Annotated in this window: 21 protein-coding genes; 2 read left to right on the plus strand and 19 right to left on the minus strand. The window is 65.1% G+C overall.

Features of this window, described 5'->3' with window-relative positions:
- Nucleotides 1–1,656 carry an ATP-binding protein gene (locus K3M67_RS02045; protein ID WP_066860216.1) on the minus strand — a complete coding sequence of 552 codons (1,656 nt, stop codon included), beginning with the start codon at nucleotides 1,654–1,656 and terminating at the stop codon, nucleotides 1–3.
- 207 nt (nucleotides 1,657–1,863) lie between these two features.
- Between K3M67_RS02045 and K3M67_RS02050 the strand changes: the two genes are divergently transcribed.
- Nucleotides 1,864–2,946, plus strand: a complete 1,083-nt coding sequence (locus K3M67_RS02050) for an acyltransferase family protein (RefSeq protein WP_066860214.1) — start codon at nucleotides 1,864–1,866, stop codon at nucleotides 2,944–2,946.
- Here the strand turns inward: K3M67_RS02050 and K3M67_RS02055 are convergent.
- The 11 genes from K3M67_RS02055 to K3M67_RS02105 form a co-directional block, all read right to left on the minus strand.
- Entirely contained in the window at nucleotides 2,933–3,946 is a 1,014-nt protein-coding gene (locus K3M67_RS02055) for an LLM class flavin-dependent oxidoreductase (RefSeq protein WP_285832124.1), read from the minus strand. The two genes, K3M67_RS02050 and K3M67_RS02055, sit on opposite strands and share 14 nt — an antisense overlap.
- Nucleotides 3,947–3,990: 44 nt before the next feature.
- Nucleotides 3,991–4,431 (minus strand): Hpt domain-containing protein, encoded by a 441-nt coding sequence (locus tag K3M67_RS02060; protein WP_066860569.1) that lies wholly within the window; start codon nucleotides 4,429–4,431, stop codon nucleotides 3,991–3,993.
- Between the two features lie 89 nt (nucleotides 4,432–4,520).
- A complete protein-coding gene (locus tag K3M67_RS02065; protein WP_285832125.1) occupies nucleotides 4,521–4,742 on the minus strand; it encodes a sulfurtransferase TusA family protein in 222 nt (73 codons plus the stop codon).
- On the minus strand, nucleotides 4,729–6,096 hold the full coding sequence (gene der, locus K3M67_RS02070; RefSeq protein WP_066860209.1) for a ribosome biogenesis GTPase Der: 1,368 nt from the start codon (nucleotides 6,094–6,096) through the stop codon (nucleotides 4,729–4,731). The genes K3M67_RS02065 and der overlap by 14 nt, the downstream gene beginning before the upstream one ends.
- 127 nt (nucleotides 6,097–6,223) lie before the next feature.
- Nucleotides 6,224–7,573 carry an outer membrane protein assembly factor BamB family protein gene (locus K3M67_RS02075; RefSeq protein WP_066860206.1) on the minus strand — a complete coding sequence of 450 codons (1,350 nt, stop codon included), beginning with the start codon at nucleotides 7,571–7,573 and terminating at the stop codon, nucleotides 6,224–6,226.
- 8 nt (nucleotides 7,574–7,581) lie between these two features.
- A complete protein-coding gene (locus tag K3M67_RS02080) occupies nucleotides 7,582–8,280 on the minus strand; it encodes a tetratricopeptide repeat protein (protein WP_285832126.1) in 699 nt (232 codons plus the stop codon).
- A gap of 75 nt (nucleotides 8,281–8,355) precedes the next feature.
- Nucleotides 8,356–9,228 (minus strand): 3-methyl-2-oxobutanoate hydroxymethyltransferase, encoded by an 873-nt coding sequence (gene panB / locus K3M67_RS02085; protein ID WP_066860201.1) that lies wholly within the window; start codon nucleotides 9,226–9,228, stop codon nucleotides 8,356–8,358.
- A 157-nt stretch (nucleotides 9,229–9,385) separates the two neighbouring features.
- Nucleotides 9,386–11,806: a TonB-dependent receptor gene (locus K3M67_RS02090; protein ID WP_285832127.1), complete on the minus strand. Its 2,421-nt coding sequence runs from the start codon at nucleotides 11,804–11,806 to the stop codon at nucleotides 9,386–9,388.
- A 174-nt stretch (nucleotides 11,807–11,980) separates the two neighbouring features.
- Entirely contained in the window at nucleotides 11,981–12,169 is a 189-nt protein-coding gene (locus K3M67_RS02095) for a YezD family protein (protein WP_066860195.1), read from the minus strand.
- Between the two features lie 95 nt (nucleotides 12,170–12,264).
- Nucleotides 12,265–12,933, minus strand: coding sequence for an RBBP9/YdeN family alpha/beta hydrolase (locus K3M67_RS02100; protein ID WP_285832128.1), 669 nt, complete (start codon nucleotides 12,931–12,933; stop codon nucleotides 12,265–12,267).
- A gap of 178 nt (nucleotides 12,934–13,111) precedes the next feature.
- Nucleotides 13,112–13,477, minus strand: a complete 366-nt coding sequence (locus tag K3M67_RS02105) for a PRC-barrel domain-containing protein (RefSeq protein WP_285832129.1) — start codon at nucleotides 13,475–13,477, stop codon at nucleotides 13,112–13,114.
- Between the two features lie 88 nt (nucleotides 13,478–13,565).
- Between K3M67_RS02105 and K3M67_RS02110 the strand changes: the two genes are divergently transcribed.
- Nucleotides 13,566–13,997, plus strand: a complete 432-nt coding sequence (locus tag K3M67_RS02110) for an OsmC family protein (protein ID WP_066860188.1) — start codon at nucleotides 13,566–13,568, stop codon at nucleotides 13,995–13,997.
- Here the strand turns inward: K3M67_RS02110 and K3M67_RS02115 are convergent.
- The 7 genes from K3M67_RS02115 to atpD form a co-directional block, all read right to left on the minus strand.
- Nucleotides 13,969–14,856 (minus strand): DMT family transporter, encoded by an 888-nt coding sequence (locus K3M67_RS02115; RefSeq protein ID WP_285832876.1) that lies wholly within the window; start codon nucleotides 14,854–14,856, stop codon nucleotides 13,969–13,971. The genes K3M67_RS02110 and K3M67_RS02115 overlap by 29 nt on opposite strands.
- A 76-nt stretch (nucleotides 14,857–14,932) precedes the next feature.
- A complete protein-coding gene (locus K3M67_RS02120; RefSeq protein ID WP_066860185.1) occupies nucleotides 14,933–15,736 on the minus strand; it encodes a class I SAM-dependent methyltransferase in 804 nt (267 codons plus the stop codon).
- Nucleotides 15,737–15,860: 124 nt separating this feature from the next.
- On the minus strand, nucleotides 15,861–17,393 hold the full coding sequence (locus tag K3M67_RS02125) for a TadA family conjugal transfer-associated ATPase (protein ID WP_066860182.1): 1,533 nt from the start codon (nucleotides 17,391–17,393) through the stop codon (nucleotides 15,861–15,863).
- Nucleotides 17,394–17,488: 95 nt separating this feature from the next.
- The gene (locus K3M67_RS02130) at nucleotides 17,489–18,070 is read right to left on the minus strand and encodes a hypothetical protein (protein WP_285832130.1); all 582 of its coding nucleotides are present in this window, start codon (nucleotides 18,068–18,070) and stop codon (nucleotides 17,489–17,491) included.
- Entirely contained in the window at nucleotides 18,067–20,055 is a 1,989-nt protein-coding gene (locus K3M67_RS02135; protein WP_285832131.1) for a hypothetical protein, read from the minus strand. The genes K3M67_RS02130 and K3M67_RS02135 overlap by 4 nt, the downstream gene beginning before the upstream one ends.
- A gap of 240 nt (nucleotides 20,056–20,295) precedes the next feature.
- Nucleotides 20,296–20,550 carry an ATP synthase F1 subunit epsilon gene (locus tag K3M67_RS02140; protein ID WP_066860176.1) on the minus strand — a complete coding sequence of 85 codons (255 nt, stop codon included), beginning with the start codon at nucleotides 20,548–20,550 and terminating at the stop codon, nucleotides 20,296–20,298.
- A gap of 166 nt (nucleotides 20,551–20,716) precedes the next feature.
- The gene (gene atpD / locus K3M67_RS02145) at nucleotides 20,717–22,162 is read right to left on the minus strand and encodes a F0F1 ATP synthase subunit beta (protein WP_066860173.1); all 1,446 of its coding nucleotides are present in this window, start codon (nucleotides 22,160–22,162) and stop codon (nucleotides 20,717–20,719) included.
- Nucleotides 22,163–22,182 lie beyond the last annotated feature (20 nt).

Genomic DNA, 22,182 nt, shown 5'->3' on the forward strand with positions numbered 1-22,182 from the left:
CTACCGCCCCTGGCTGCGCCAGCGGGTAATGGTGCGATCGAGAATATCCGGTTCGCCGCCCGCCTGACGCCACAGTTCGGTGAAGCTCGGGTCGCTCGACGCGGGGCGGCGATGCTCCTCCAGATTGTCGAGCGCGACGCGGATCGGCACGGCGACGCCTTCGCCGCAGATGATCGCCTCGCGATTGCGCAGGGCGGGGATCGAATCGAGGAAGCCGCGCGCGCCTTCGGGCATGGCGGCCTTCACGAACGCCTGGTCGCGGTCGTTGTTGAGGCGCATCGAGATGATCGTGCCGCATTGCGACAGCACGCCTTCGGCAAGGTCCGACGGACGCTGGGTGATGAGGCCCAGCGACACGCCATATTTGCGGCCTTCCTTGGCGATGCGCTCCAAAATCTTGCGCACCGCCTGGCCCGAGCCGGAGGTGGTGTTGGGGATGTAGCGATGCGCCTCTTCGCAGACCAGCAGGATGGGCCGCTGCGGCTCGTCGCGCGCCCAGATGGCATAGTCGAACACCAGCCGTGACAGGACGGATACCACCACGGAGGTGATGTCGGATGGCATGGCCGACACGTCGATGATCGAGATCGGCTTGCCGTTGGCGGGCAGGCGGAAAATCTTGGCGAGGAAGGCCTGCATCGTGTCGGCGACCAACATGCCGGAGAACATGAAGCTGTAGCGGGGATCGGCCTTGATCTCGTCGATCTTGGTCTTGAGCCGCATATAGGGCAGCGAATTGGTGCCCTTGTCGAGCTTGCCCATCTCGTTCTGGAGGATGGTGGTCAGGTCGGACAGAAGATAGGGGATCGGGGAATCGACCGTCAGCCGGCCGATGCTTTCGGCAAGCCGGTTCTTCGATCGCGCCGCGAGCAGGCATTTGGCGAGGATGTCGCTGTCCACGGTGCGATCCGCCCCCTGCGACGTCACGAACACCTCGCAATGTTCCTCGAAATTCATCAGCCAATAGGGGAGGGCGAGATTGTTGACGTCATAGACCGCGCCATTGCCGGCGAAGGCGGCGCCATATTCGCCATGGGGATCGACCATGACGATATGGCCCTGCGGCGACAGGTCGCAGATGCGGTGGAGGATCAGCGCGGCGCTGGTCGACTTGCCGGTGCCGGTGGAGCCGAGCAGCGCGAAATGCTTGCCCAGCATCGAATCGACATAGAGGGCCGCGCGCGTGTCGCTGGTGGGATAGACGGTCCCGATCTGGACATGGGGCCGATCGTCGGCGGCATAGATTTGCTGCATGTCGCGGCTGGACACGGGAAAAATGTCGGTGCCGGGCGTCGGGTAGCGGGTCACGCCGCGCCGGAAGCGATAGATGCGCCCGGTCAGCTTTTCCTCGTCGCCTTCGCCCAGGAAATCGATGTCCGCGACGATGCTCTTGCTCGCCTGGTCGAGGGACAGGCCGCGGACGCTGGCGATCAGCCAGCTCTTGCCGACCCGCATCTTGACCTGGCTGCCGACCTGGCCCGCCATGGCGATGCAGGGATCGGCATCCTGTCCCAGAACGGCAAGGCGCTGGGCGTCGATCAGCACCTTGGAGCTGGAACCGGCGATCTGGAACACCATGCCCATGGATTGGGCCACGTCGGCCTCTGCTGCGGCGGTGGCGACGGAGAATTCATGTGCGGCCGGCATCTGGGTCATAAGCCTATGATCGTCCCTGAAACCGGAACGCATGTCCGGTGAACAGACATCGAATACAGGGCAGAGGTAAATTTAGGCTTATCCGCCCGGCGCGGACCTGCCGGTGCCTGTCACGCCATTGGTGGCAGGTCCGGCACGGATGGTCCCGGACGGGGGAACATAGATCAAGGCTGGACATTCATCCGTCGCCACAGTCAGGATGTCTGCTTGCCCGAAACGATACCGGTCCATGGAGCGCGCCGCTCCGACGCGATCGCCATAGCCCGTGTCATCTGCATCCTGGGGGTGGTCTATGTCCATGCCTGGACGGGCCTCAACGGCGAGACCCTGGCGGCTTTGCGGGGCAGCGGACAGGATGTGCTGCGCTGGACGCTGATGGAGATATTCGGTCGCAGCGCAGTGCCGCTGCTCGGCCTGATCTCCGGCTGGCTGGTGGCGGGGTCGGGGCGAACGCGTGACTGGCCGCACCATGTGCTGCGCAAGGCGCGGACGATATTGCTGCCGATGATCCTTTGGAACATGCTGGGGATACTGTTCGTGTCGGGCGCGGCGCGGCTGCTGGGCCTGTCGGCGCCGCAGCCCCAGTCGGTCTGGTGGCTGGTGGACGAGATCATCATTCTGACGCGCAATCCCGACATCAATGTGCAGATGCCCTTCCTGCGCGACCTGTTCCTGTGCATGGTCGCCGCGCCGATCCTGGTGCGCGTTCCCGACCGGATGCTCTGGCTGGTCGCCATCGCGGCGGCGGCGGCGCATATTGCGGGGCTGGGTCCGCCGGTGCTGATGCGCGCGTCGATCCTCCTCTTCTTCACGCTGGGCATTCTGGTCCGTCGCCACGCGATCGAGGAGAGGGCGGCGCGGCTGCCCGTGATGCTGGCCGTCCTGCCCTTCGCGCTGCTGATGGGGATGCAACTCTATCGGGCCGTCAGCCTGGGTGATGGCGAATGGCCGCTGGCCCAGCGCAGCCTCGACCTGGTGGTGCGGATCGCGGCAGCGGTCGCCTTCTGGCGGTTGGCCTGGTCATTGGCGGGAACGGCGGCGCGAGGATTGTTGCTCCGGATCGAACGCTACGCCTTCTTTCTCTTTTGTTCGCACCTCATCCTGATCTGGCTCGGCGGGCCGGTGCTGGGCGCGCTGTTCGGTCCGATGGGATCGCCATTTTACCCGCTCTACCTGATCGCCCAGCCGCTGATCGTGCTGGCGGCGGTGATCCTGATCGGATCGGTACTGCGCCGGATCGCGCCAGGCGCCGCCTTCATCCTGAGCGGAGGGCGGCTCAGGCGGCGCTGACGGGTTCGCGCCCGGCCACGGCCTGCGCTGCCGCCATGGCGATGGCGAAGCTGCGCTTGCGGGCGGCGGGATCGAATATCTGCCCGGTAAGGATCAGTTCGTCGGCCTGGGTGCGGCGCAGGAAGGCGGCGATGTCCCGTTCGACATCGGCCTGGATGCCGATGCTGGACACGCTCAGGACGTCGGCCAGCATGGCCTGCGCCTGCACGGGCAGGCTGTCGAGATAGCCGGGTACCGGCGGCTGGAGCTTGCCGGGCTGGCCGGTGCGCAGGCGCACGAAGGCTTGCTGCATCGAGCTGGCCAGCAATTGCGCCTCCCCCGCATCGTCGGCGGCGAAGACATTGTAGCCGGCCATCACATAGGGATATTTCAGCTGCGCCGAGGGACGGAAATCGCGCCGATAGACCGCGATCGCCTCGTCCAGCGCGGCGGGCGCGAAGTGGGAGGCGAAGGCGTAGGGCAGACCGAGCGCGGCGGCGAGCTGCGCCCCATAAAGGCTGGAGCCGAGGATCCAGATCGGGACATCCGCGCCCGCGCCGGGTGTCGCCTGGATGCCGAGACGCTCGTCGCCCGCGAAAAAGGCCTGCAATTCCATTACGTCGCGCGGGAACTGGTCGGGGCCGCCGGCCAGATTGCGCCGGATCGCCTGCGCGACCCGCTGATCGGACCCCGGCGCGCGGCCCAGGCCCAGGTCCACGCGGCCGGGAAAGAGCGCCTCCAGCGTGCCGAACTGTTCGGCAATCAGCAGCGGCGCGTGATTGGGCAGCATGATGCCGCCCGCGCCGATGCGTATGCTGGACGTGGCATGGCCGATATGGGCCAGGACGACCGAGGTGGCCGCAGATGCGATGCCCGCCATGCCATGATGTTCGGCGACCCAGAAGCGGTGATAGCCCAGCATTTCGGCATGGGCGGCGAGATCGGCCGCGTTGGCGAGCGCGGTGGCGACATCATCGCCTTCGCGGACGGGAACCAGGTCGAGCAGGGAGAAGCGCGTCATGCCCGTCATATGGGGGCATGATTGGTTTCATTTCAATACTAAATTCAGCCGGCGCGGCCGAAACCCTGTACGGGCGCCTCGACGCGGCGGCCGAAACTGGCGGGACGCCGGGCGACCAGCGGATTGGCATCGCGATCAAGCAGCGCCATCGTCTCGGTGAAGCAGGGGCGCAAGGCGACCACTGTCTCGATCAGTTCGTCCGGTCCTTCGCGAGTTTCGACGCAGCGCCGGGCGGTCATTTCGATCTCTTCGGCCATGGCGCTGAGGCGATAGGCGCCGAACTGCGCGGATTCACCCTTCAGCGTGTGGGCTGGCGTGACAAGCGCGGCGGCATTGAGGGCGCGAAAGGATTCCTCGATGGCGTTGATCGACTTCACGCCGTCCTCGCGGAAATAGCCCAGGATGCGCAGGAAGGCCGTGCCAAGTTCGCCGCGCGTCTTGGCAAATTCGGCCCAGTTCACCAGTTCGGTCTGTTGATGAGGCACGACGCCACTCCCTTTCATGCCAAACCAGAATAGGCTTCGCGCGTAAACAGCGGGTTAAGGGCGCGCCCGAAGGCAATGGATTGCAGGCGTCAGATCGGCCGGCGCAGCGAAAAACGATGATCGCCCAGCGCCGCGAAAGTCCATTGCTGCTGCTGCGCCAGCGCGGCCAGTTCGGCCGGGGCGATCGGATCGTCCGCTTCGATGATGATGGCGTTCCGGTCCCGCATCGCGCGGGCGGCGCGCAGCGCGGGCCAGGGACATTTCATGCCCCTGGCGTTCACGGTCAGCGCGTCGCCGTCACTTGGTGCCATAGGGATTCTTGGCGCTGCGCAGCGTCAGCCGCACCGGCACCGCGCCGAAACCGAGTTCCTTGCGGATGCCGTTCACCAGATAGCGGCGATAGCTTTCGGGGAGTTCGTCGAGCCGGGTGCCGAACAGCACGAATGTCGGCGGGCGCGTCTTGTTCTGGGTGATGTAGCGCAGCTTGATCCGCTTGCCGCCCGGTGCGGGGGGCGGATTGGCCTCCAGCGCGCGTTCGAACCAGCGGTTCAGCACGCCGGTCGAGATGCGCTGGGACCAGGCGGTGCGGGTTTCGAAGGCGACATGGATCAGGTCGTCCAGCCCCTTGCCGGTCGCCGCGGACACGGTCATGATCGGCACGCCGCGCACCTGCGCGAGGCCATCGGACAGCGCCTGCTTGATGCCCTGATAGAGGGCCGAGCCATTTTCCACCGTGTCCCATTTGTTGAGCGCGATGACGAGGGCGCGGCCTTCCTCCAGCACCTTGTCGGCGATGCGGAGATCCTGGGCTTCGAGGCCGCGGGTCGAATCGAGCAGCAGCACCACGACTTCGGCAAAGTTCACCGCGTTCAGGCCGTCCGAAACCGCCAGCTTTTCCAGCTTGTCCTGCACCTTGGCGCGCTTGCGCATCCCGGCCGTGTCGATCAGGCGGACGGGGCGCTCGACGCCCTCCCGGCTCGTCCAGCTCCAGTCGACGGCGATGCTGTCGCGGGTGATGCCCGCTTCCGGGCCTGTCAGCAGCCGGTTTTCGCCCAGCAGCCTGTTGATGAGCGTGGACTTGCCGGCATTGGGCCGGCCGACGATGGCGAGCTTGAGCGGCGCGCTCTCGTCATCCTCGTAAAATTCCTTCTCATATTCCTCGCCATCTTCCCGCTCCAGATGCGGGAGCAGCGCCTGGAACAGATCGGCCATGCCCTGGCCATGTTCGGCGGAAAAGGGGATGGGTTCGCCCAGTCCCAGGCTGAAGGCCTCCATGACGCCAGGTTCGGCCGCCTTGCCCTCCGCCTTGTTGGCGACGAGCACGACGGGGGCGTCGCCTTCGCGCAGCCAGCGGGCGATTTCCTCGTCCAGCGGGGTGATGCCCGCGCGCGAATCGATCAGGAACAGGGCGACGTCGCAATTCTCGACCGCCGCCTGGGTCTGCATCCGCATCCGGCCGGGCAGGGACTGGGGGTCTTCATCCTCATAGCCGGCGGTGTCGATGATGGTGAAGTCGAGGCCCAGCAGGTGCGCCTCGCCCTCGCGCCGGTCGCGGGTCACGCCGGGCTGGTCGTCGACCAGCGCCAGCTTCTTGCCGACCAGCCGGTTGAACAGGGTGGACTTGCCCACATTGGGACGTCCGACGATCGCTACCGTGGGCAGCATGGCCCGCATTCCTTCCAAAATCATAGTCTGCGATAAAAGCAGTGCTCCTGCGAAGGCGGGAGCCCGGTCCGTTTGCCGGAACCGGCCCCCCGCCTTCGCAGGAGCACGCTTAGCATGTTTGTCGTTCTTAGCGGAACGCCGTCAATTTTCCATCGTCGGCCAGCACATAGAGCATATTGTTGGCGACGATGGGGGAGAGCGACATCGACCGGTCCATGTCCACGCTCGACTGGACGGCGCCCGTCGTCGGGTCGACATAGACCATTTCGCCGCGCGTCGACACCACGATCAGCCGGTTGCCGGCCAGCACCGGGCCGGTCCAGCGGATCGCCTTGTCCTTCTTCTTTTCCTTCTGCCAGCGGCGCAGCTGGCTGACCCAGCGGATCTTGCCGGTGGCGCGCGCGACGCAAAGCAGCCGGGCGTCGCTGGTAACGGCGAACACCCATTCGCCCACGACCGCAGGGGTCGAGATGCCGGCGATGTTGATTTCCCAGAGGCGCTGGCCGCTGGTGAGTTCATAGCTGGCCATGCGGCCGCCCTGGCCGATGGCGAAGACGCGGCCGCGATCGATCACCGGATCGGCGTCGATGTCGGTCAGCGTGGCGACCGCCGTCGAGATGCTGGTGCGCGACAGCGCATCGCCCCACAGGCTGCGACCATTTTCATAGCGATAGGCGGTGATTTCGCCCGAGCTGTAGCCCGCGATCACCGTCCCCTGCGCGGCGGCGGGCGCGGCGACGCCGAAAATGCCCGTCACCTGCAACGTGCCGCTGTCGGTCCACTGGGTTTCGCCGTCGCTCTGGTTGAGCGCGAAGATCTGGTTGTCCTGGCCCATGACGTAGACATGGCCATTTTCCAGCGTCGGTGCGCCGCGCAGCGGGCCGCCGGGATGCTTTTTCCACACGATGGCGCCATCGGCCGCATTCAGCGCGAACACGTCGCCAAGGCCGGTGCTGGCGAACACCCGGTCGCCCAGGACGCTGACGCCGCCGCCGAACAGGGTGCGGCCGTTGCCCTTGCCCTCCGAAGGGAGGTTGGTCTGCCACAATTTCGCGCCGCTTGCGGCATCCAGGGCGATGACATGCGCGCCGGCATCGGTCACGAACAGCTTGCCGCCGGCCACGACCGGCGACGCGGCGAGCCGGGCCTGGGGCGAACTGCCCTCGATCGAGGTGGTCCAGACCTGGGTGGGCGAGCCGCCGAGCGAGACATGGCCCATCGCCTTGGACGGATCACCGCCCGGCTGCGACCAGCTTTCGTTGACATAGGGGGCAGGCAGGCTGACCGGCACGTCGGCCAGCGACGGTTCGACCTCGACACCCTGTTCGTTGGTCAGGATCGAGACGCGGTTGCCCACCACCGGGGTCTTGGGGCCCCCCTTCTTGCCGCCGACGATGCCGCAGCCCGCGAGCAACGCGATCATCGCCGCGATGGTCACGGTGCGCCCAACCGGCGCCAGGCTCTTCATGCTCACCATCTGCTCGCTTATCCTTCGCTCGGCTCAGCCGGAATCTCGACCGCGTCGATACCCATGACGCCCGCCATCTGACGGGCGCGTGAACGGATCGATTGCGGCACATTGGCGTCCTTCGCCATGGCGGCGAACATCGGCCCGGCCAGGTCGGTCTTGCCCATTTTCATATAGGCGATGGCGACCAGTTCGCCCGCGCTGCCGAACCAGGGCGCGCCCTCGACCGCCAGCGGCTTCAGCCGGTCCACCACCTGCTGGGGCTTGAGGCTGTCATATTCCAGCGCGGTCTGGCGGATCAGTGCCAGGTCGCGATAGGGCTGATCGAGGCCGGTGTCGGCCGCCATGGCGCTGTAGACGGCGATCGCGCCCTTGGCATCGCCCTTGCGCGCGGCGGCACCGGCCTTCGTCAGCAGGGCCGATGCGCGATAGCCCGGCTGGCTGGCCTTGGTCAGGGCGTCCAACTGCCTGGCGTCGGGCGTGCCGCCCCCGGCTGCGGCGGTCAGCACGGCGTCCATCTGTTCGGACACGGCTTCCGACTGGATCTTGCTGTAATGCTGCCAGTAGAGCCAGCCGCCAAATGCCGCGAGGCCAAGGACGATGACGACCAGCAGGGCACGGCCATAGCGCTGCCAGAAGGTCAGAAGCTGGTCCTGGCGGACCGCCTCGTCGACTTCGCGCATGAAGGCTTCGCTGTTTTGCGGCGTAAGTGCCACGGGAATCTCCGAGAAATGCAGCAGAAATCTCTGCCGGAAGGCGCGATCAATAGCGGCGCTTATGCCACAGGCAAATCATATTTTGGGCCGGTAGACCTGTTCGTCGGTCGGAAAGGCGCGGCTGCGCACGTCCGCGGCATAGCGCTCGGCGGCATTGCTGATCGTTTCGGCGATATTGTCATACCGCTTCACGAAGCGCGGCACCCGTTCGAACATGCCCAGCATGTCCTCCGCCACCAGCACCTGCCCGTCGCAGCGGGCCGATGCGCCAATGCCGATCACCGGCACGTCGACGCTGGCGGTGATGATGTCCGCCAGTTCCTCCATCACGCCTTCGACGACCATGGAAAAGGCGCCGGCGGCGGCCACGGCGCGGGCGTCGCCCAATATCTTGGCATGTTCTTCCTGGCTCTTGCCGCGCGCACCATAACCGCCCAACGCGTTCACCGCCTGGGGGGTCAGGCCGATATGGGCCATCACCGGGATGCCGCGCTGGCTGAGGAAGCGGATCGTATCCGCCATGGCTTCGCCGCCTTCCAGCTTGACGGCGGCGGCGCCGGTTTCGGCCATGATCCGGCTGGCGCTGGCGAACGCCTGGGCGGGCGATGCCTCATAGCTGCCGAAGGGCATGTCGACGATGACGACGCTGTGATAGCTGCCGCGCACCACTGCCGCGCCATGGGCGATCATCATGTCGAGCGTGACCGGCAGGGTCGATGGCAGCCCATAGATCACCTGGCCCAGCGAATCGCCGACCAGCAGCATGTCGCAGTGCGGATCGAGCAACTGCGCCTGCCGCGCGGTATAGGCCGTCAGCATCACCAGCGGCGTGTCCGTCTTCCCTTCGAACTTGCGTCGCTGGATGGCGGGCACGGTCAGGCGCTTCATCGGCGCGGGCGTGGGATTGGCGCGGCTGGTCGCGGTGTCGATCGTGAAGGTCGTGGACATGGAGGCGCTCTACCCCAGCAAGGGGCGGGGCGCAAATATCGGAAGGGGGCGCGGCGCGGATATGCCGCTCCCGACCTTTGCGGGTTGTGGGCGCGGCAAGCCGTGCCCGTTGTTCCAGTTTGTGGGCGCGGCAAGCCGCGCCCACGGGGGTGAGCCCTCAGAAATCGACCTTGAGCGTCAGGCCATAGGTGCGCGGGTCGCCTGGCTGGCCGGCGATCAGGCCGGTGTTGCCCGGCGTCGTCGCCAGCACTTCCATATAATTCTGGTCGAAGATGTTGCGGACCCAGCCATAGACGTTCAGCCCGTCGCTGTTGCGGAAGCCGAGGCGCAGATTGTTGAGGCTGTAGCCCTTGATGTCCATGTAGACGGAGCGCGAGGCGTTGGACGAGAAGGTCGATCGGTAGCTGCCGTCCCAGCCGATATAGAATTGCCCTTCGCCACCCAGCAACGCGGTCGGCACGTTGAATTCGACGCCATAGGACAGCGAATATTTCGAGATGCCGGGCAGCAGCTGGCCGGAAATATCGCAGACAGCCGGGCTGACCGCGCCCGGCACGCCCGGCGCGCCCGGCGTTGCCCCGCTATTGCCGCCGGACAGTTCGGGCGGGCAGGGGGCGTTGGTGAACTTGCGATATTTGGGATCGGTGTAGGCGCCGCTGACATAGGCGTTGACGCGATCGGACGGGCGGATCGAGAAATCGGCCTCGATGCCGCGCACCCGCACCTTGTCCGCATTGGCGAGATAGCCGCGCAGCACGCTGTTCTGGCCATTGTTCACGATCGCCTGATAATCCTCGATCTCGGTCCAGAAGCCGGTGAGGTTGAGCGTCGCCCGCTTGTCCCAGAACTGGGTCTTGAGGCCGATTTCGAAATGATTGACCTTTTCCGGCTTCACCGTCGCGACGTCGAGTTGCGGATTGCCCGCAGCGTCGAGCGGCACGCCGTTAAGGTTGATGCCGCCCGACTTGAATGCCCGCGAATAGGTGGCATAGCCCATCACATCGTCGCTGAATTCATAGGCGGCGGTGAAGTCGTAGGACAGGTTCCAGTCGCTGAAACTGGCCTCGAACGACTGGGGCGCCAGCACACCGCGCTGCGCGACGATCCAGGGATCGGTGCTGGCGAAGGTGACGAGCTGGCGCGTGCCGTTGGACGCTGTGCCGGTCACGACCGAATCATAGCTGCCCTTCTTCTTGTCATAGTTGAGGCGCAAGCCCGGCTGGAGGCTGAGACGATCGGTGACATGCCAGGTCAACTGGCCGAACAGCGCGGCGCTGGTATTCTTGAGGCGAATGTCATTCTCGGCGGTAAGCCCGTTCAGCACGGCCGGGTTGCGCGACAGCGAACTGGTCGGGTTGAGCAGCCAGGCGCTGGCGTCCGCGCCCTGGACCTGGCTGCCGGTGGTGTGGATCGTCTGGTGGAAGCCGAAGGCGCCGACCACGAAGTCGATCGTCTCCCCTTCCTGCGCATAGCGCAGTTCCTGCGTCCATTGCTTCTGCTGGGTCGGGTTCTGCGACCTGGTGGTGACGTCGAGACCGGTGAAGTCGCGGTCGTTGGACGGTTGCCAGTCCCAGTAGCGATAGGCGGAGACGGATGTCAGCGTGCCCCCGCCCAGATCCCATTCGGCGCGCAGCGATGCGCCGCCCATCTCGTTGCGGGCCTTCAGCTGCGCGTCGAGGTCGGTCAGCCGGTCATAGGGGTTGGTGCTGGGCACCTGATAGCCGAGCGATGCGGTCAGCGCCGGATACTGGCGATTCGCGGCGCGCTGGGTGGAGCCATAGCCGGCGTAGATCTGCGCGCAGCAGACCGGATTCTGGAGATTATAGTCGCCCGCCAGGGTGATGTTCAGAGTGTCGGTCGCCTTCCAGAGCAGCGAGCCCTTGAGGCCCAGGAAATCCTGGCTGTTCACATGCTGGTTCGACGCGACATTGTAGATCGTGCCCTGGCGGTCGGTGACGGACGCGCCGATGCGGATGGCAAGGCGGTCGGTGATCGGGCCGGACACGGTCGCCTTGGCCTGCTTGAAATTGAGATTGCCGACCGAAATCTCGGCCTTGCCCTCATAGCTGAAACTGGGTGCGCGGGTCGTGATGTTGATCGCGCCGGCGGTAGTGTTCTTGCCATAGAGCGTGCCTTGCGGGCCGCGCAGCACTTCCACCTGCTCGATGTCGACGAAGTCCAGCGTCGCGGCGGCGACGCGGTTATAATAGACCTGGTCGATATAGATGCCGACGCCCTGCTCGATGCCGTCATTGGTGAGGCCCAGCGGAGCGCCGATACCGCGGATGTTGATCGAGCTGTTGCGCGGGTTGGTGGAGTAGAATTGCAGCGTCGGCTGCAACTGCGTCAGCCGCTGTATATTGTAGCTGCCGGTCTGCTCGATCGCTTCGCTGTTAAGCACCGAGACGGAGAGTGGCACGTCCTGCAATTCTTCCGCACGGCGGCGCGCCGTGACGACGATGGCGCCGCCGACAATGTCGTTTTCGGCCTGTTGTGGCGTGGCTTCCTGCGCGTGAGCGGCAGGTATGGTCAAGGATGCGCTCGCGACGCTCGCGAGCAACAGGAAACGCGCAATCATGATAGTCCCCTTCCGGCTGTCCGGTGGTTGATGATCGCGGCATTTCCGGTGGTCCGGTCAAAGCCGTTGGTCTTTACGGGAATGACAGGCGTCTTGCGATGCGGCTCACCCCCTTCAAGCCGCATGAGCCGTTTCTTTGCGGCCCCCCTGGAATATCTTGCCCCCGTGCCGCCTTCAGGCGGTCAGGCGCGTTTTTTCGGTCACGTCGATCTGCACCACGCGCGCGTCATGGACGGTCAGCGTGATCGATCCGAAGCGCAGATCCTGCAGCACGTCGCGGACCTTTTCGATGCTGGCGATAATGTCGATCCGGGGCGCTTCGGCGCGTCCGTTGCGATAGTCGATCGGTCGTTGTTCAGTCATGGACACCTCTTGGCGGTCTATTATCTCAACTCAAAAAGTAGACAAAGAAAGAAAAATAGGGGGCGGGCAAGTTTGTCTTGTCCCACCCGGAAAGCTTAGCCCTGAACGTGCATCTCCTGCGTCCCGCGGCGAGCCGCCGTGGGACGGATGGCGGGCAGGCCCGGATCGGCGCTCGCCGCGCGGGTCTGCGCGTCATCGATCAGTCGGTCGAGCAGCGATTGGCCGAATTGCCAGTCGCCCAGTCCGGAATCGGCGTTGATGTGGCCGCAATATCCCGCATCGACGAACTGGCTGCCCCAATATTTGCCCATGCTGTGCGCCCGTTCGAAGAAGATATAGGGATCGTCCCGGCTCGCCACGAGGATTGACGGGAAGGGGAGTTGCGACCGTGGCACCGGGCCGAAATTGCCGATCATGTCGGGGGTTTCGACCCGGTCGCAATCGGGCGGGGCAACCAACAGGGCGCCCGTCACAGGCCAGCCATAGGCCTGGCTCTGAAGCGCGCCCCACCAGGCGACCGTGATGCAGCCCAGACTGTGGGCGGCCAGGATCACCGGCCCGTCAATCTCTCGGATCGCGGCATCGAGCCGCGTGACCCAGGCGTTGCGGTTAGGGCTGGACCAGCGGCCGAGGTCGACCCGCTCGCAGTCGCCGCGCGTCGTTTCCCAATTGGTCTGCCAATGGCCCGGACCGCTATTGTTGAGGCCCGGAACGGTCAGAACGACCGGTGGCCTTGTCCTGCTCGTATGTCCGAATCGGTCCATGATGGATTCTCCTCATCCTCGTTTTCGAGGACCGAGATAACTCTATTTTTAGAGTAGACAAATGGCAAGCGACAAAATGTGTCGAAATATGGGCGATCGGAGGGCGACCTGCCGCAATGGAAAAAGGGGCGCGCGATCCGCGGATCGCGCGCCCCTTTCTTGGGGCCGTCCGCCTGCCTTACCAGGGGTAGATCAGGCCATAATATTGATAGACGTTGCGGCCATAGCCATCGTCATAATCGGGCCGTTCATCGGCCATGTGACGGGGTGCATCGTCGAGCAGCTTCTTGTCCAGGTCGACCACATAGCCGCCCTTGTCGACATCATAGGTCAGCATCGACCAGGGCAGCGGATAATGGTCATGCCCCATGCCCAGGAACCCGCCAAAGGACAGGACCGCATAGCGCACCTGCCCGCTGCGCTTTTCCACCATGAAATTGGAAATCTTGCCCAGCCTTTCGCCCTGGCGGTTGTAGACGGCGGTGCCTTCGACCCGGTCGGATGCGATCAGGTCGCTGCGATTTTCCATCGTCAGGTCATTCATTGTCACTCTCCTGCATGAATTTCTCTATTCTATCGCAACCATGGGGAGCCGCCGGGGTTCCTCCGCTTCACCACAAGGAGCTACGGCCATGAAGATTAATCGCAGCGGATCGGCGGTCTGGACGGGCGGTCTGAAGGACGGGAAGGGCGCGATCTCGACCCAGAGCGGCGCGCTCGACGCCTATCCCTATGGTTTTGCGACGCGTTTCGAGGGGATGCCGGGCAGCAATCCGGAGGAGTTGATCGCGGCGGCCCATGCCTCCTGCTTCACCATGGCGCTCTCGCTGATCCTGGGCGAGGCGGGGCTGACGGCGGAGAAGATGGAGACGAATGCCGTGGTGACGCTGGAGCAGCAGGAGGGCGGTTTTGCCGTCACCGCCAGCCGGCTGACGCTCAAGGCGACGATTCCCGGCGCGGACGACGAGACGTTCCAGGATCTTGCCGCCAAGGCGAAGGCGAACTGTCCCATTTCCAAGCTGTTGAAAGCCGAGATCAGCCTGGATGCCGAGCTGCTGAGCTGACCGCCGGCTGCCTGGCGCGGACATGCTCGCGCCAGGCGATATAGAGGCCGCTGGCGATGATCAGGGTCGCGCCGATCCAGGTCGTCGCCATCGGCCAGTTCTCCCCGATCGCCACGCCCAGCAGCGTGGTCCAGATGATGGCGCTGTAATCCATCGGCAGCACCACCGAGACCGGTGCCCAGCGCAGCGCGGCGGTCAGGCAGAGCTGGGCGATCCCGCCGAACAGGCCGATCAGCAGCAGCAGCCCCCAGGTGAGAGCGTCGTGCGCCTGCGCGAAAAAGGGCATGGCGATCCCCAGAGGGATCATCGACAGGGCGGTGAACCAGAAGACGACGACGCCCGCCGCCTCGGTGCGCCCCAGTTCGCGCAGCACCAGGCTGACACAGGCGGTGGCGAAGGCCGCGGCGATGGCGACGGCGACGCCCTGCAGGGGGAAATGGCCGGCGTCGGGGCGGATCATCACCAGCACGCCGGCAAAGCCGATCAGCACCGCGCTCCAGCGATGGATACCAGTCGCCTCGCGCAGGATCAGGGCTGACAGGATCGTGCCGAAAATCGGCATGGTGAAGCCGATGGTCGCCGCTTCCGCAGGAGGCAGCAGGATATAGGACAGGAAATTGAGCAACATGCCGGTCAGGCCCAGCATCATGCGGCTGGCATGGACGCCGATGCGGCGGGTGCGGACGCTATGGAGGCCGCCGGCCATCGCGACCCAGACCAGGACGATCGGCAACGCCAGCGCCTGTCGATAGAAAAGCGATTCCACCACATGCACGCCGCGCTGGCTGGCCAGCCGCACCATGACGAACATCACCGACAGACAGATGACGGCGGTCAGGCGCAGGGCGATGGCGAACAGCGGGCGATGGGGGCGGGCGGAAGCGGTCACGCCCCCGCCTTAACCCCGTTCCGCCAGCGTGCAAGGCAAAGGGCGGTCAGGCCGCCGGCTTGCGGAATTTGAGCGTCATCCGGTCGCTTTCGCCGATGGCGAGATATTTGTCCTTGTCGACATCCTTCTGGCTGAGCGTCGGCGGCAGAGTCCAGACCCCCTTGGGCCAGTCGGCCGTGTCCTTCGGATTGGCGTTCACTTCCGACGCGCCGACATATTCGAAGCCGGCCGCCTCCGCGATGCGGCGGATGGTCGACACCTTGAGATAGCCGCTGCTTTTTTCGAGCGCGCTGTCGCGGTCCTCGGGCAGGCGATGGTCGACCACGCCCAGCGTGCCGCCGGGCTTGAGCATGGCGAAGAAGGCCTGGAAGGTCGCTGCCTCGCTGCCGTTCATCACCATGTTGTGGACGTTGCGGAAGGTGAGAACCGTATCCACGCTGCCGGCCGGGATGGTGGCGCTGTCCTCCGGATAGGCGACGAGCTTCACCTTGCCATAGACGTCGGGCTTGGCGGCGAGGAAATTGCGGTAGCCATCCAGGTAGCGGCCGGTCGGCTGGAGCGCGTAGAATGTGCCCTTCCCGCTCAGCAGCGGCGCCAGGATTTCCGTATACCAGCCGCCGCTGGGGCTGTATTCGACCACCGTCTGCCCCGGCGTGACGCCGAAAAAGGCGAGGGTTTCGGCCGGGTGGCGATATGTGTCGCGTGCCACATTGGCCGGCGTGCGGCTGGGGGCGGCGATTGCGGCGGCGATCGGACCGGCGGCGGCCTGATGATGGCCGGCATGTTGGGCGATGGCGCCGCCGAGCGGCACGATCAGGGCGGCGGCGGCAAGCAGGGCGGAAAGGCGCATCGTTCATCCTCTCGACTGGGGAGTGGATGATGTGCCGTCGGCGCGCCAGCGGCGCAAGGGGCGGCGGGTGCGAATGCGCCCGCCAGCCACATTAACTTACAGACCGGCCGTTACGGGCGGGTCGTCACAGGCAGGCTTCGAGGAAGGGCTGGTCGAAACCGAACATGCGCGCCTTGTCCAGCGTGTAGGGGCGCAGGCCCATGGAGCGATATTCGCCCACGATCTTTCCGCTGTCGTCCTCATCATGATATTCGAACTTGAACAGTTCCTGGGTGACGATGACGTCGCCTTCCATGCCGATCACCTCGGTCACGTTGGTGACGCGGCGCGAGCCGTCGCGCAGGCGCTTCACCTGCACGATCAGGTCGACCGAATCGGCGATCTGCTTGGAAATGGCCTCCTTAGGAATCTTGATGTCGCCCATCAGGATCATGTTCTCCATACGGCCCAGGCACTCGCGCGGGCTGTTGGAGTGGAGCGTGCACATGGACCCGTCATGGCCGGTGTTCATCGCGGCGAGCAGGTCGAAACATTCCGCGCCACGAATTTCGCCCAGGATGATGCGGTCCGGGCGCATGCGCAGGGCGTTTTTGACGAGATCGCCGATGGTGATCGCACCTTGCCCCTCCAGGTTCGGCGGGCGGGTTTCGAGCGGCAGCCAGTGCGGCTGTTGCAGGCGAAGTTCCGCCGCGTCCTCGATGGTCAGTACGCGCTCGCCCGGATCGATCATCTTCGACAGGGCGTTGAGCATGGTGGTCTTGCCCGAGCCGGTACCGCCCGAGATGACGATGTTGAAGCGGCAGGCGCCCGCTATCTTGAGCGCGGTAGCCATCTTGGGGCTCATCGCGCCCCATTGGGCGAGCATGTCGATGGTGATCGGCTTGGCCGAGAATTTACGGATCGAGATGGCGGTGCCGCGCAGGCTGAGCGGTGGCACGATCACGTTGACGCGGCTGCCGTCGGGTAGACGGGCGTCGGCCAGCGGCGTGGTCTGGTCGACCCGGCGGCCAACCTTGTTCACGATGCGCTGGGCGATCTGGAACAGATGCTCTTCATCGCGAAACTTGATCGGCGCGATCTGGAGCTTGCCCTTCTTTTCGATATATGTCTGGTCCGGGCCGTTGACCATGATGTCGCTGACATCCGGGTCGGCCAGCAATTCCTCGAGCGGGCCAAGGCCCAGCAGTTCGTCGACAAGCACTTTTTCCAGCGCGAACTGTTCGCGCCGGTTGAGGGTCAGCTTCAGTTCCGCCAGCACCTCCATGATGATCGGGCGGAATTCCTCCGCCAGTTCATCCTTGGTGAGGGTCGCGGCCGCCTCGGGGTCGACGCGCTCCAGCAGGCGGGGCAGCACCTGCTCCTTGATCTTGTGTACGCTCGCCTCGAACCCCTGCGGCCCGGCGTCGGGCACATGCTCCGCATTGGCGCGTTCGGACAGACGCGACATGGCGTCGGCATTGCGCTGCATCTGGCTGGTGGGCGCGGACAGCGGATCGAACGGCGAGTCGCCCGGCAGCGACGCGATGTCGAGCGGTGGGAACTGGTCGCCGCCGCGCGGCGCTTCTTCCCGCGGTGCCGTACCGCCCTGCATGGGCCGGGCCACGCCGAAGCCGGGCTTTATCCCGGCAGGTCCATTCTTCCGTCCAAAGGCGCTCATAGGTCTCCGCCGCAATTTTTTGTGACTGGCCTGCGAACCCGAGCGGGCCGGTCCTCTATGGTGAAGGTGAATAGGATCGAAACTTTGATAAATGGCTAATGGGCCGGCACGGGCCGCGCAGGGGCGGTCACGAAGCGGGGGTCCGCGCCGAACCAGCCGCCGACCCAGCGCCCGCCGGTCAACAGACCGCGGCCCTGGGGGGTGATGTGGATGCGGCCATCCAAGACCGCGATATTGCCCGACAGTCGCTGTTCCGCGATGCGCCGGTCGATCTGGCGCATGTCGCCCAGATATTCGCGCAGATAGACGCGCTCCAGCCCCTGCGCGTCGAGTTGCCCGTCCTGCGCCTCGATCCGGGCGAGCAGGAACATGGTAATGGAGCGGTCGAACGTGACCGGAAAGACGATCAGAAAGCTGATGTTGAACGCCAGCGACAGGGCGACGGCGCCGACGGCCGTGGACAGGTCGAGCATCGGCGCCCGCCGTGCCGCCAGTGCCATCAGCGCACCCAGCAGGAGCGCGCCCATGAAGGCGACCAGCACGCCGCGATAGAAGAGCAGGGGGATCGACCCCAGCAGGGGCGAGGCGATCAACGCCAGGTAGAGGAGGAAGCCGCCGGCCAGCGCGATCAGATAGACAAGGGCCAGTCCGCCAAGGCGCCGTAGCAGGGGTTTCATGGCCGGATGTCCTTGACCGAAACCAGGCAGGCGAGCGGTTCCCGGACGCGGCAGCGCAGGCCTGGCGGAGGGCCGTTCCCGTGTCGCCAGATCGGGTCCACCGAGGCGAACAGGAGGTGGTCGACACCGGCCCCTGCCGCCCGGCGGCGCATTTCGGCAGCTGGGACCGGCCGCTCGAAGATCGGGCGCAGCACCGCGATCCGTTGTTGCACGGCCTCCGTCGGTGCGCCGAACAGATTGGCTTCGCGATCGGACACGCCCGTGCGCTGCACGCCGTAAAGCCCGAAGTTGAAGATGCGACGGTGCAGCGCCGGATTATGCTGGATCACGTCGCGTGCCGGGAAAAGGCGTGCCGCCCGTTCGTAGACACGCCGCTGGTCGTCATCGTCGGCGCGAGGACTGATCAGTTCGCTGAAACTGGTTTCGACATAGAGCGGCCTGATGAACCGCAGACCGACGACATCCCATGCGACGGCCAGCAAGCCGAGTGCCAGCAAGATGCACATCCTGGGATGATCGCGCAGCCGAGGCGTCGGGCCTTGCAGCCAGGCGGCAGTCCAGACCATTGCAGCGCACTGCGCAAACCAGATCGATCGCCAGGCCAGATCGTTGTTGATGATCGTGGATTTCAGGAAGCTGGCGACCAGCAGCGACGACAGGGCGCTCGCGGCCAACAAGGTCTGGACGATGGTGCGCGAACGGAACGGCCCGGATCGCAGCCAAAGTACGGCCCCGACAGCAAAGATACCGAACTCCATGCCATAATTGAGGGGCAGCAACGCCAGATGCAACAATGTCCAGGCGCCGCCTTCCGGAAGCAGGACGGTGAAGGGGCGGACGGTCAGCGCGATCGGCAATCCGCTGTCGTGGCGGAAGCTGATAAGGTCGATGATCTGCATTGCAGCCATCGCCAGTGCGACAATGCCTGCGAAGGGCAGCATCGGGTCGCGCCGGATGAGCGCCAGACAGCCCCAGCCGACGAACACCGGCGCGATTGTCAGCATGATCCAGACCGACGATCCGAAGCATGTGGCTATGCCTATGCCGGCCGCGGCCGCCAGTGCCCAACGTTCGGACCGATCCGATTCCTGCGCGCGCGCCAGCAACAGCATTGCGCCCCATGCCGCAACCATCGCGGTCAGATGATGGGGTACCCAGAGCGTCGATCGAACCGCGAAATCGACCGCGGTATTCCACCAGTCGCTTTGCGATTCGAGCTTGCCGGTCGCCAGCACGCGCAGCAGCATCATGATGAGGTCTGCGCCCGAGACGAAGCAGAAGAGCAGGATCAGGCGCATGAAGGCGCGGTTGCGGGCGGGATGGATCAGGCCGCCATCGACAGCTATCCGCCAAAGCAGCGATGGGAAGGCAAGGCCTGCCCAGAAGGCAGCGCCCGCGAACGCCATGCGCGCGTTGATGAATGTTTCGTTCGACCAATGGATCGCGGCGGACCACAGATAGAAATAATAATAATAGCCGACATAGCCGGGCCGGGCGAAGAAGGGATCGGCGAAGGGCAGCCCTTCGCGCGCGATCGCGCCCGTGACTGCCGCATGTTTCACCAGATCAAGGTCGAGCAGCGACTGGTTGAGCGCCCCGCCGATGCTGAAATCCACGAAGACGAAGGCGACGATGCCGGCCCATAGCGCGATCAACGGCACGGCGATCGACCATCCGGCATCCCGCGCCGGGATCAGCAGGCGGGCCTGCGGCAATGCGAACAGGGCCAGTGCGGCATGGAGGCCGGCCATGGCGATCATGCCGCCGCCGCGCACCAGGAGCGCGTCGATCGCGGGCAACAGCGTCACCGCCAGCAGGAGCGACCAGCCCAGCCGGTTCCACCCAGTGCCGCAGCGCATGTCGATCCGATCGAACAGGCGGGCGATGCCGGCGCCGGGCAGCAGCATCCAGCCGATGCCGAGCAGCATGGCGAGGACAAGGCCGATGCCGTCCGCCAGCAGCGGTGGGGTCAGCCCGTCATGCATGACGCCCGAGCCTCCGGACGCACGCAGGGCAGGAGCCGACCGGCCCGAATCCATCGATCAACTTGCTGGCTGCACCTGGTCGCATCGTCCCCATGACTAGGGCGAGAGGGTAAATGTCTGTTTAACCCTGGGCGAAGGCTGCGAATGGGAAGGGCAATGACCCGGAAACGCAGATGGGGCGACCTGCTCGTGCAGGTCACCCCATCTGCGATCAGTCCGTCGACCGGTCAGCCGATCGGTTCAGCCGACATGTTCGGCTAGAACCGTCAGACCCTTTTCATTCACCTCGGCGAAACCGCCCTGCACCGGAATGACTTCCGGCGCGGCGCCGGCGCTGCTGAAGATCTGGATCGCGCCGTCGCGGACGGTCGACATGAAGGGTGCATGGCCTTCCAGCACGCCGAAATCGCCATCGGTGCCGGGAACGACCACCTGCCAGACTTCCTCCGAACGGACGAGCTTTTCCGGGGTCACGAGTTCGAAATGCAGTGCCATTTTCTAATCCTCAAACCCCTCTCCCATCGGGAGAGGGAGGGGCCCGCCGCGAAGCGGTGGGAGGGTGAGGGCGATAAACCGCCGATGCTCACCCTCGTCCAACTCCGACTAGCCGGCAGACCGGCAAGTCTGCGTATCCTTCTCCCGCTGGGAGAAGGACATCAGCTTATGCCGCTTCGGCCGCCAGCTTCTTGGCCTTCTCGACCGCCTCGTCGATGCCGCCGACCATGTAGAAGGCGTTTTCGGGCAGATGGTCATATTCGCCTTCGACCACGGCCTTGAACGAGCGGACGGTGTCCTCGATCTGGACGAACTTGCCGCTGATGCCGGTGAAGACTTCGGCGACGTGGAAGGGCTGCGACAGGAACTTCTGGATCTTGCGCGCGCGGGCAACGGTCAGCTTGTCCTCTTCCGACAGCTCGTCCATGCCCAGGATCGCGATGATGTCCTGAAGCGACTTGTACTTCTGCAGGATCGACTGGACCGCGCGGGCGGTATCATAATGTTCCTGACCCACGGTGCGCGGTTCCAGAACGCGGCTGGTGGAGTCGAGCGGATCGACCGCCGGGTAGATGCCCAGTTCCGAAATCGCACGGTTGAGAACCGTGGTGGCGTCAAGGTGCGCGAAGCTGGTGGCCGGCGCCGGGTCGGTCAAGTCGTCCGCGGGGACGTAGACGGCCTGCACCGAGGTGATCGAACCCTTGTTGGTCGACGTGATGCGCTCCTGCAGCGCGCCCATGTCGGTCGACAGGGTCGGCTGATAGCCCACGGCCGAAGGAATACGGCCGAGCAGAGCCGACACTTCCGCGCCCGCCTGGGTGAAGCGGAAGATGTTGTCGACGAAGAACAGCACGTCCTGGTTTTCGACGTCGCGGAAATATTCGGCGATCGTCAGGCCCGACAGGGCGACGCGCGCACGGGCGCCCGGCGGCTCGTTCATCTGGCCATAGACCAGGGCGACCTTGGAGCCTTCGCTGATCGCGTTGCCGTCGGCGTCCTTGGCGATGACGCCCGCGTCGAGGAATTCGTGATAGAGGTCGTTGCCCTCGCGGGTCCGCTCACCCACGCCCGCGAACACCGAGGTGCCGCCATGGCCCTTCGCGATGTTGTTGATCAGTTCCTGGATGAGCACGGTCTTGCCGACGCCCGCGCCGCCGAACAGGCCGATCTTGCCGCCCTTCGCATAGGGGGCGAGAAGGTCGATGACCTTGATGCCGGTGACGAGGATCGAGCTTTCGGTCGACTGGTCGACGAATTCGGGAGCCTTGGCGTGGATCGGCGACTTGAGCTCGGTGGCGACCGGGCCGCGCTCATCGATCGGTTCGCCGACGACGTTCAGGATGCGGCCGAGCGTGGCCGGACCGACGGGCACGCTGATCTGGGCGCCGGTGTCCGTGACTTCCTGGCCGCGGGTGAGGCCGTCGGTCGAGTCCATCGCGATGGTGCGGACGGTGTTCTCACCCAGATGCTGGGCGACTTCCAGCACCAGCCGCTGGCCATTGTTGCTGGTTTCCAGCGCCGAGAGAATGAACGGAACCGTATCGGGGAAGGTCACGTCGACGACAGCGCCGATGACCTGCGAAATGCGGCCTACATTGTTGGTGGTTGCCATGACTTCTGTCCTTGCCTGCA

Source organism: Sphingobium sp. V4, from assembly GCF_029590555.1.
Lineage (GTDB): Bacteria > Pseudomonadota > Alphaproteobacteria > Sphingomonadales > Sphingomonadaceae > Sphingobium.

What these genes read in the sequence shown, in the direction of transcription:
- K3M67_RS02045 (WP_066860216.1), bottom strand. Translation starts at nt 1,656, where the DNA reads ATGACCCAGATGCCGGCCGCACATGAATTCTCCGTCGCCACCGCCGCA.
- K3M67_RS02055 (WP_285832124.1), bottom strand. Translation starts at nt 3,946, where the DNA reads ATGACGCGCTTCTCCCTGCTCGACCTGGTTCCCGTCCGCGAAGGCGAT.
- K3M67_RS02065 (WP_285832125.1), bottom strand. Translation starts at nt 4,742, where the DNA reads ATGGCACCAAGTGACGGCGACGCGCTGACCGTGAACGCCAGGGGCATG.
- der (WP_066860209.1), bottom strand. Translation starts at nt 6,096, where the DNA reads ATGCTGCCCACGGTAGCGATCGTCGGACGTCCCAATGTGGGCAAGTCC.
- K3M67_RS02075 (WP_066860206.1), bottom strand. Translation starts at nt 7,573, where the DNA reads ATGGTGAGCATGAAGAGCCTGGCGCCGGTTGGGCGCACCGTGACCATC.
- panB (WP_066860201.1), bottom strand. Translation starts at nt 9,228, where the DNA reads ATGTCCACGACCTTCACGATCGACACCGCGACCAGCCGCGCCAATCCC.
- K3M67_RS02090 (WP_285832127.1), bottom strand. Translation starts at nt 11,806, where the DNA reads ATGATTGCGCGTTTCCTGTTGCTCGCGAGCGTCGCGAGCGCATCCTTG.
- K3M67_RS02095 (WP_066860195.1), bottom strand. Translation starts at nt 12,169, where the DNA reads ATGACTGAACAACGACCGATCGACTATCGCAACGGACGCGCCGAAGCG.
- K3M67_RS02100 (WP_285832128.1), bottom strand. Translation starts at nt 12,933, where the DNA reads ATGGACCGATTCGGACATACGAGCAGGACAAGGCCACCGGTCGTTCTG.
- K3M67_RS02105 (WP_285832129.1), bottom strand. Translation starts at nt 13,477, where the DNA reads ATGAATGACCTGACGATGGAAAATCGCAGCGACCTGATCGCATCCGAC.
- K3M67_RS02110 (WP_066860188.1), top strand. Translation starts at nt 13,566, where the DNA reads ATGAAGATTAATCGCAGCGGATCGGCGGTCTGGACGGGCGGTCTGAAG.
- K3M67_RS02120 (WP_066860185.1), bottom strand. Translation starts at nt 15,736, where the DNA reads ATGCGCCTTTCCGCCCTGCTTGCCGCCGCCGCCCTGATCGTGCCGCTC.
- K3M67_RS02125 (WP_066860182.1), bottom strand. Translation starts at nt 17,393, where the DNA reads ATGAGCGCCTTTGGACGGAAGAATGGACCTGCCGGGATAAAGCCCGGC.
- K3M67_RS02130 (WP_285832130.1), bottom strand. Translation starts at nt 18,070, where the DNA reads ATGAAACCCCTGCTACGGCGCCTTGGCGGACTGGCCCTTGTCTATCTG.
- K3M67_RS02135 (WP_285832131.1), bottom strand. Translation starts at nt 20,055, where the DNA reads ATGCATGACGGGCTGACCCCACCGCTGCTGGCGGACGGCATCGGCCTT.
- K3M67_RS02140 (WP_066860176.1), bottom strand. Translation starts at nt 20,550, where the DNA reads ATGGCACTGCATTTCGAACTCGTGACCCCGGAAAAGCTCGTCCGTTCG.
- atpD (WP_066860173.1), bottom strand. Translation starts at nt 22,162, where the DNA reads ATGGCAACCACCAACAATGTAGGCCGCATTTCGCAGGTCATCGGCGCT.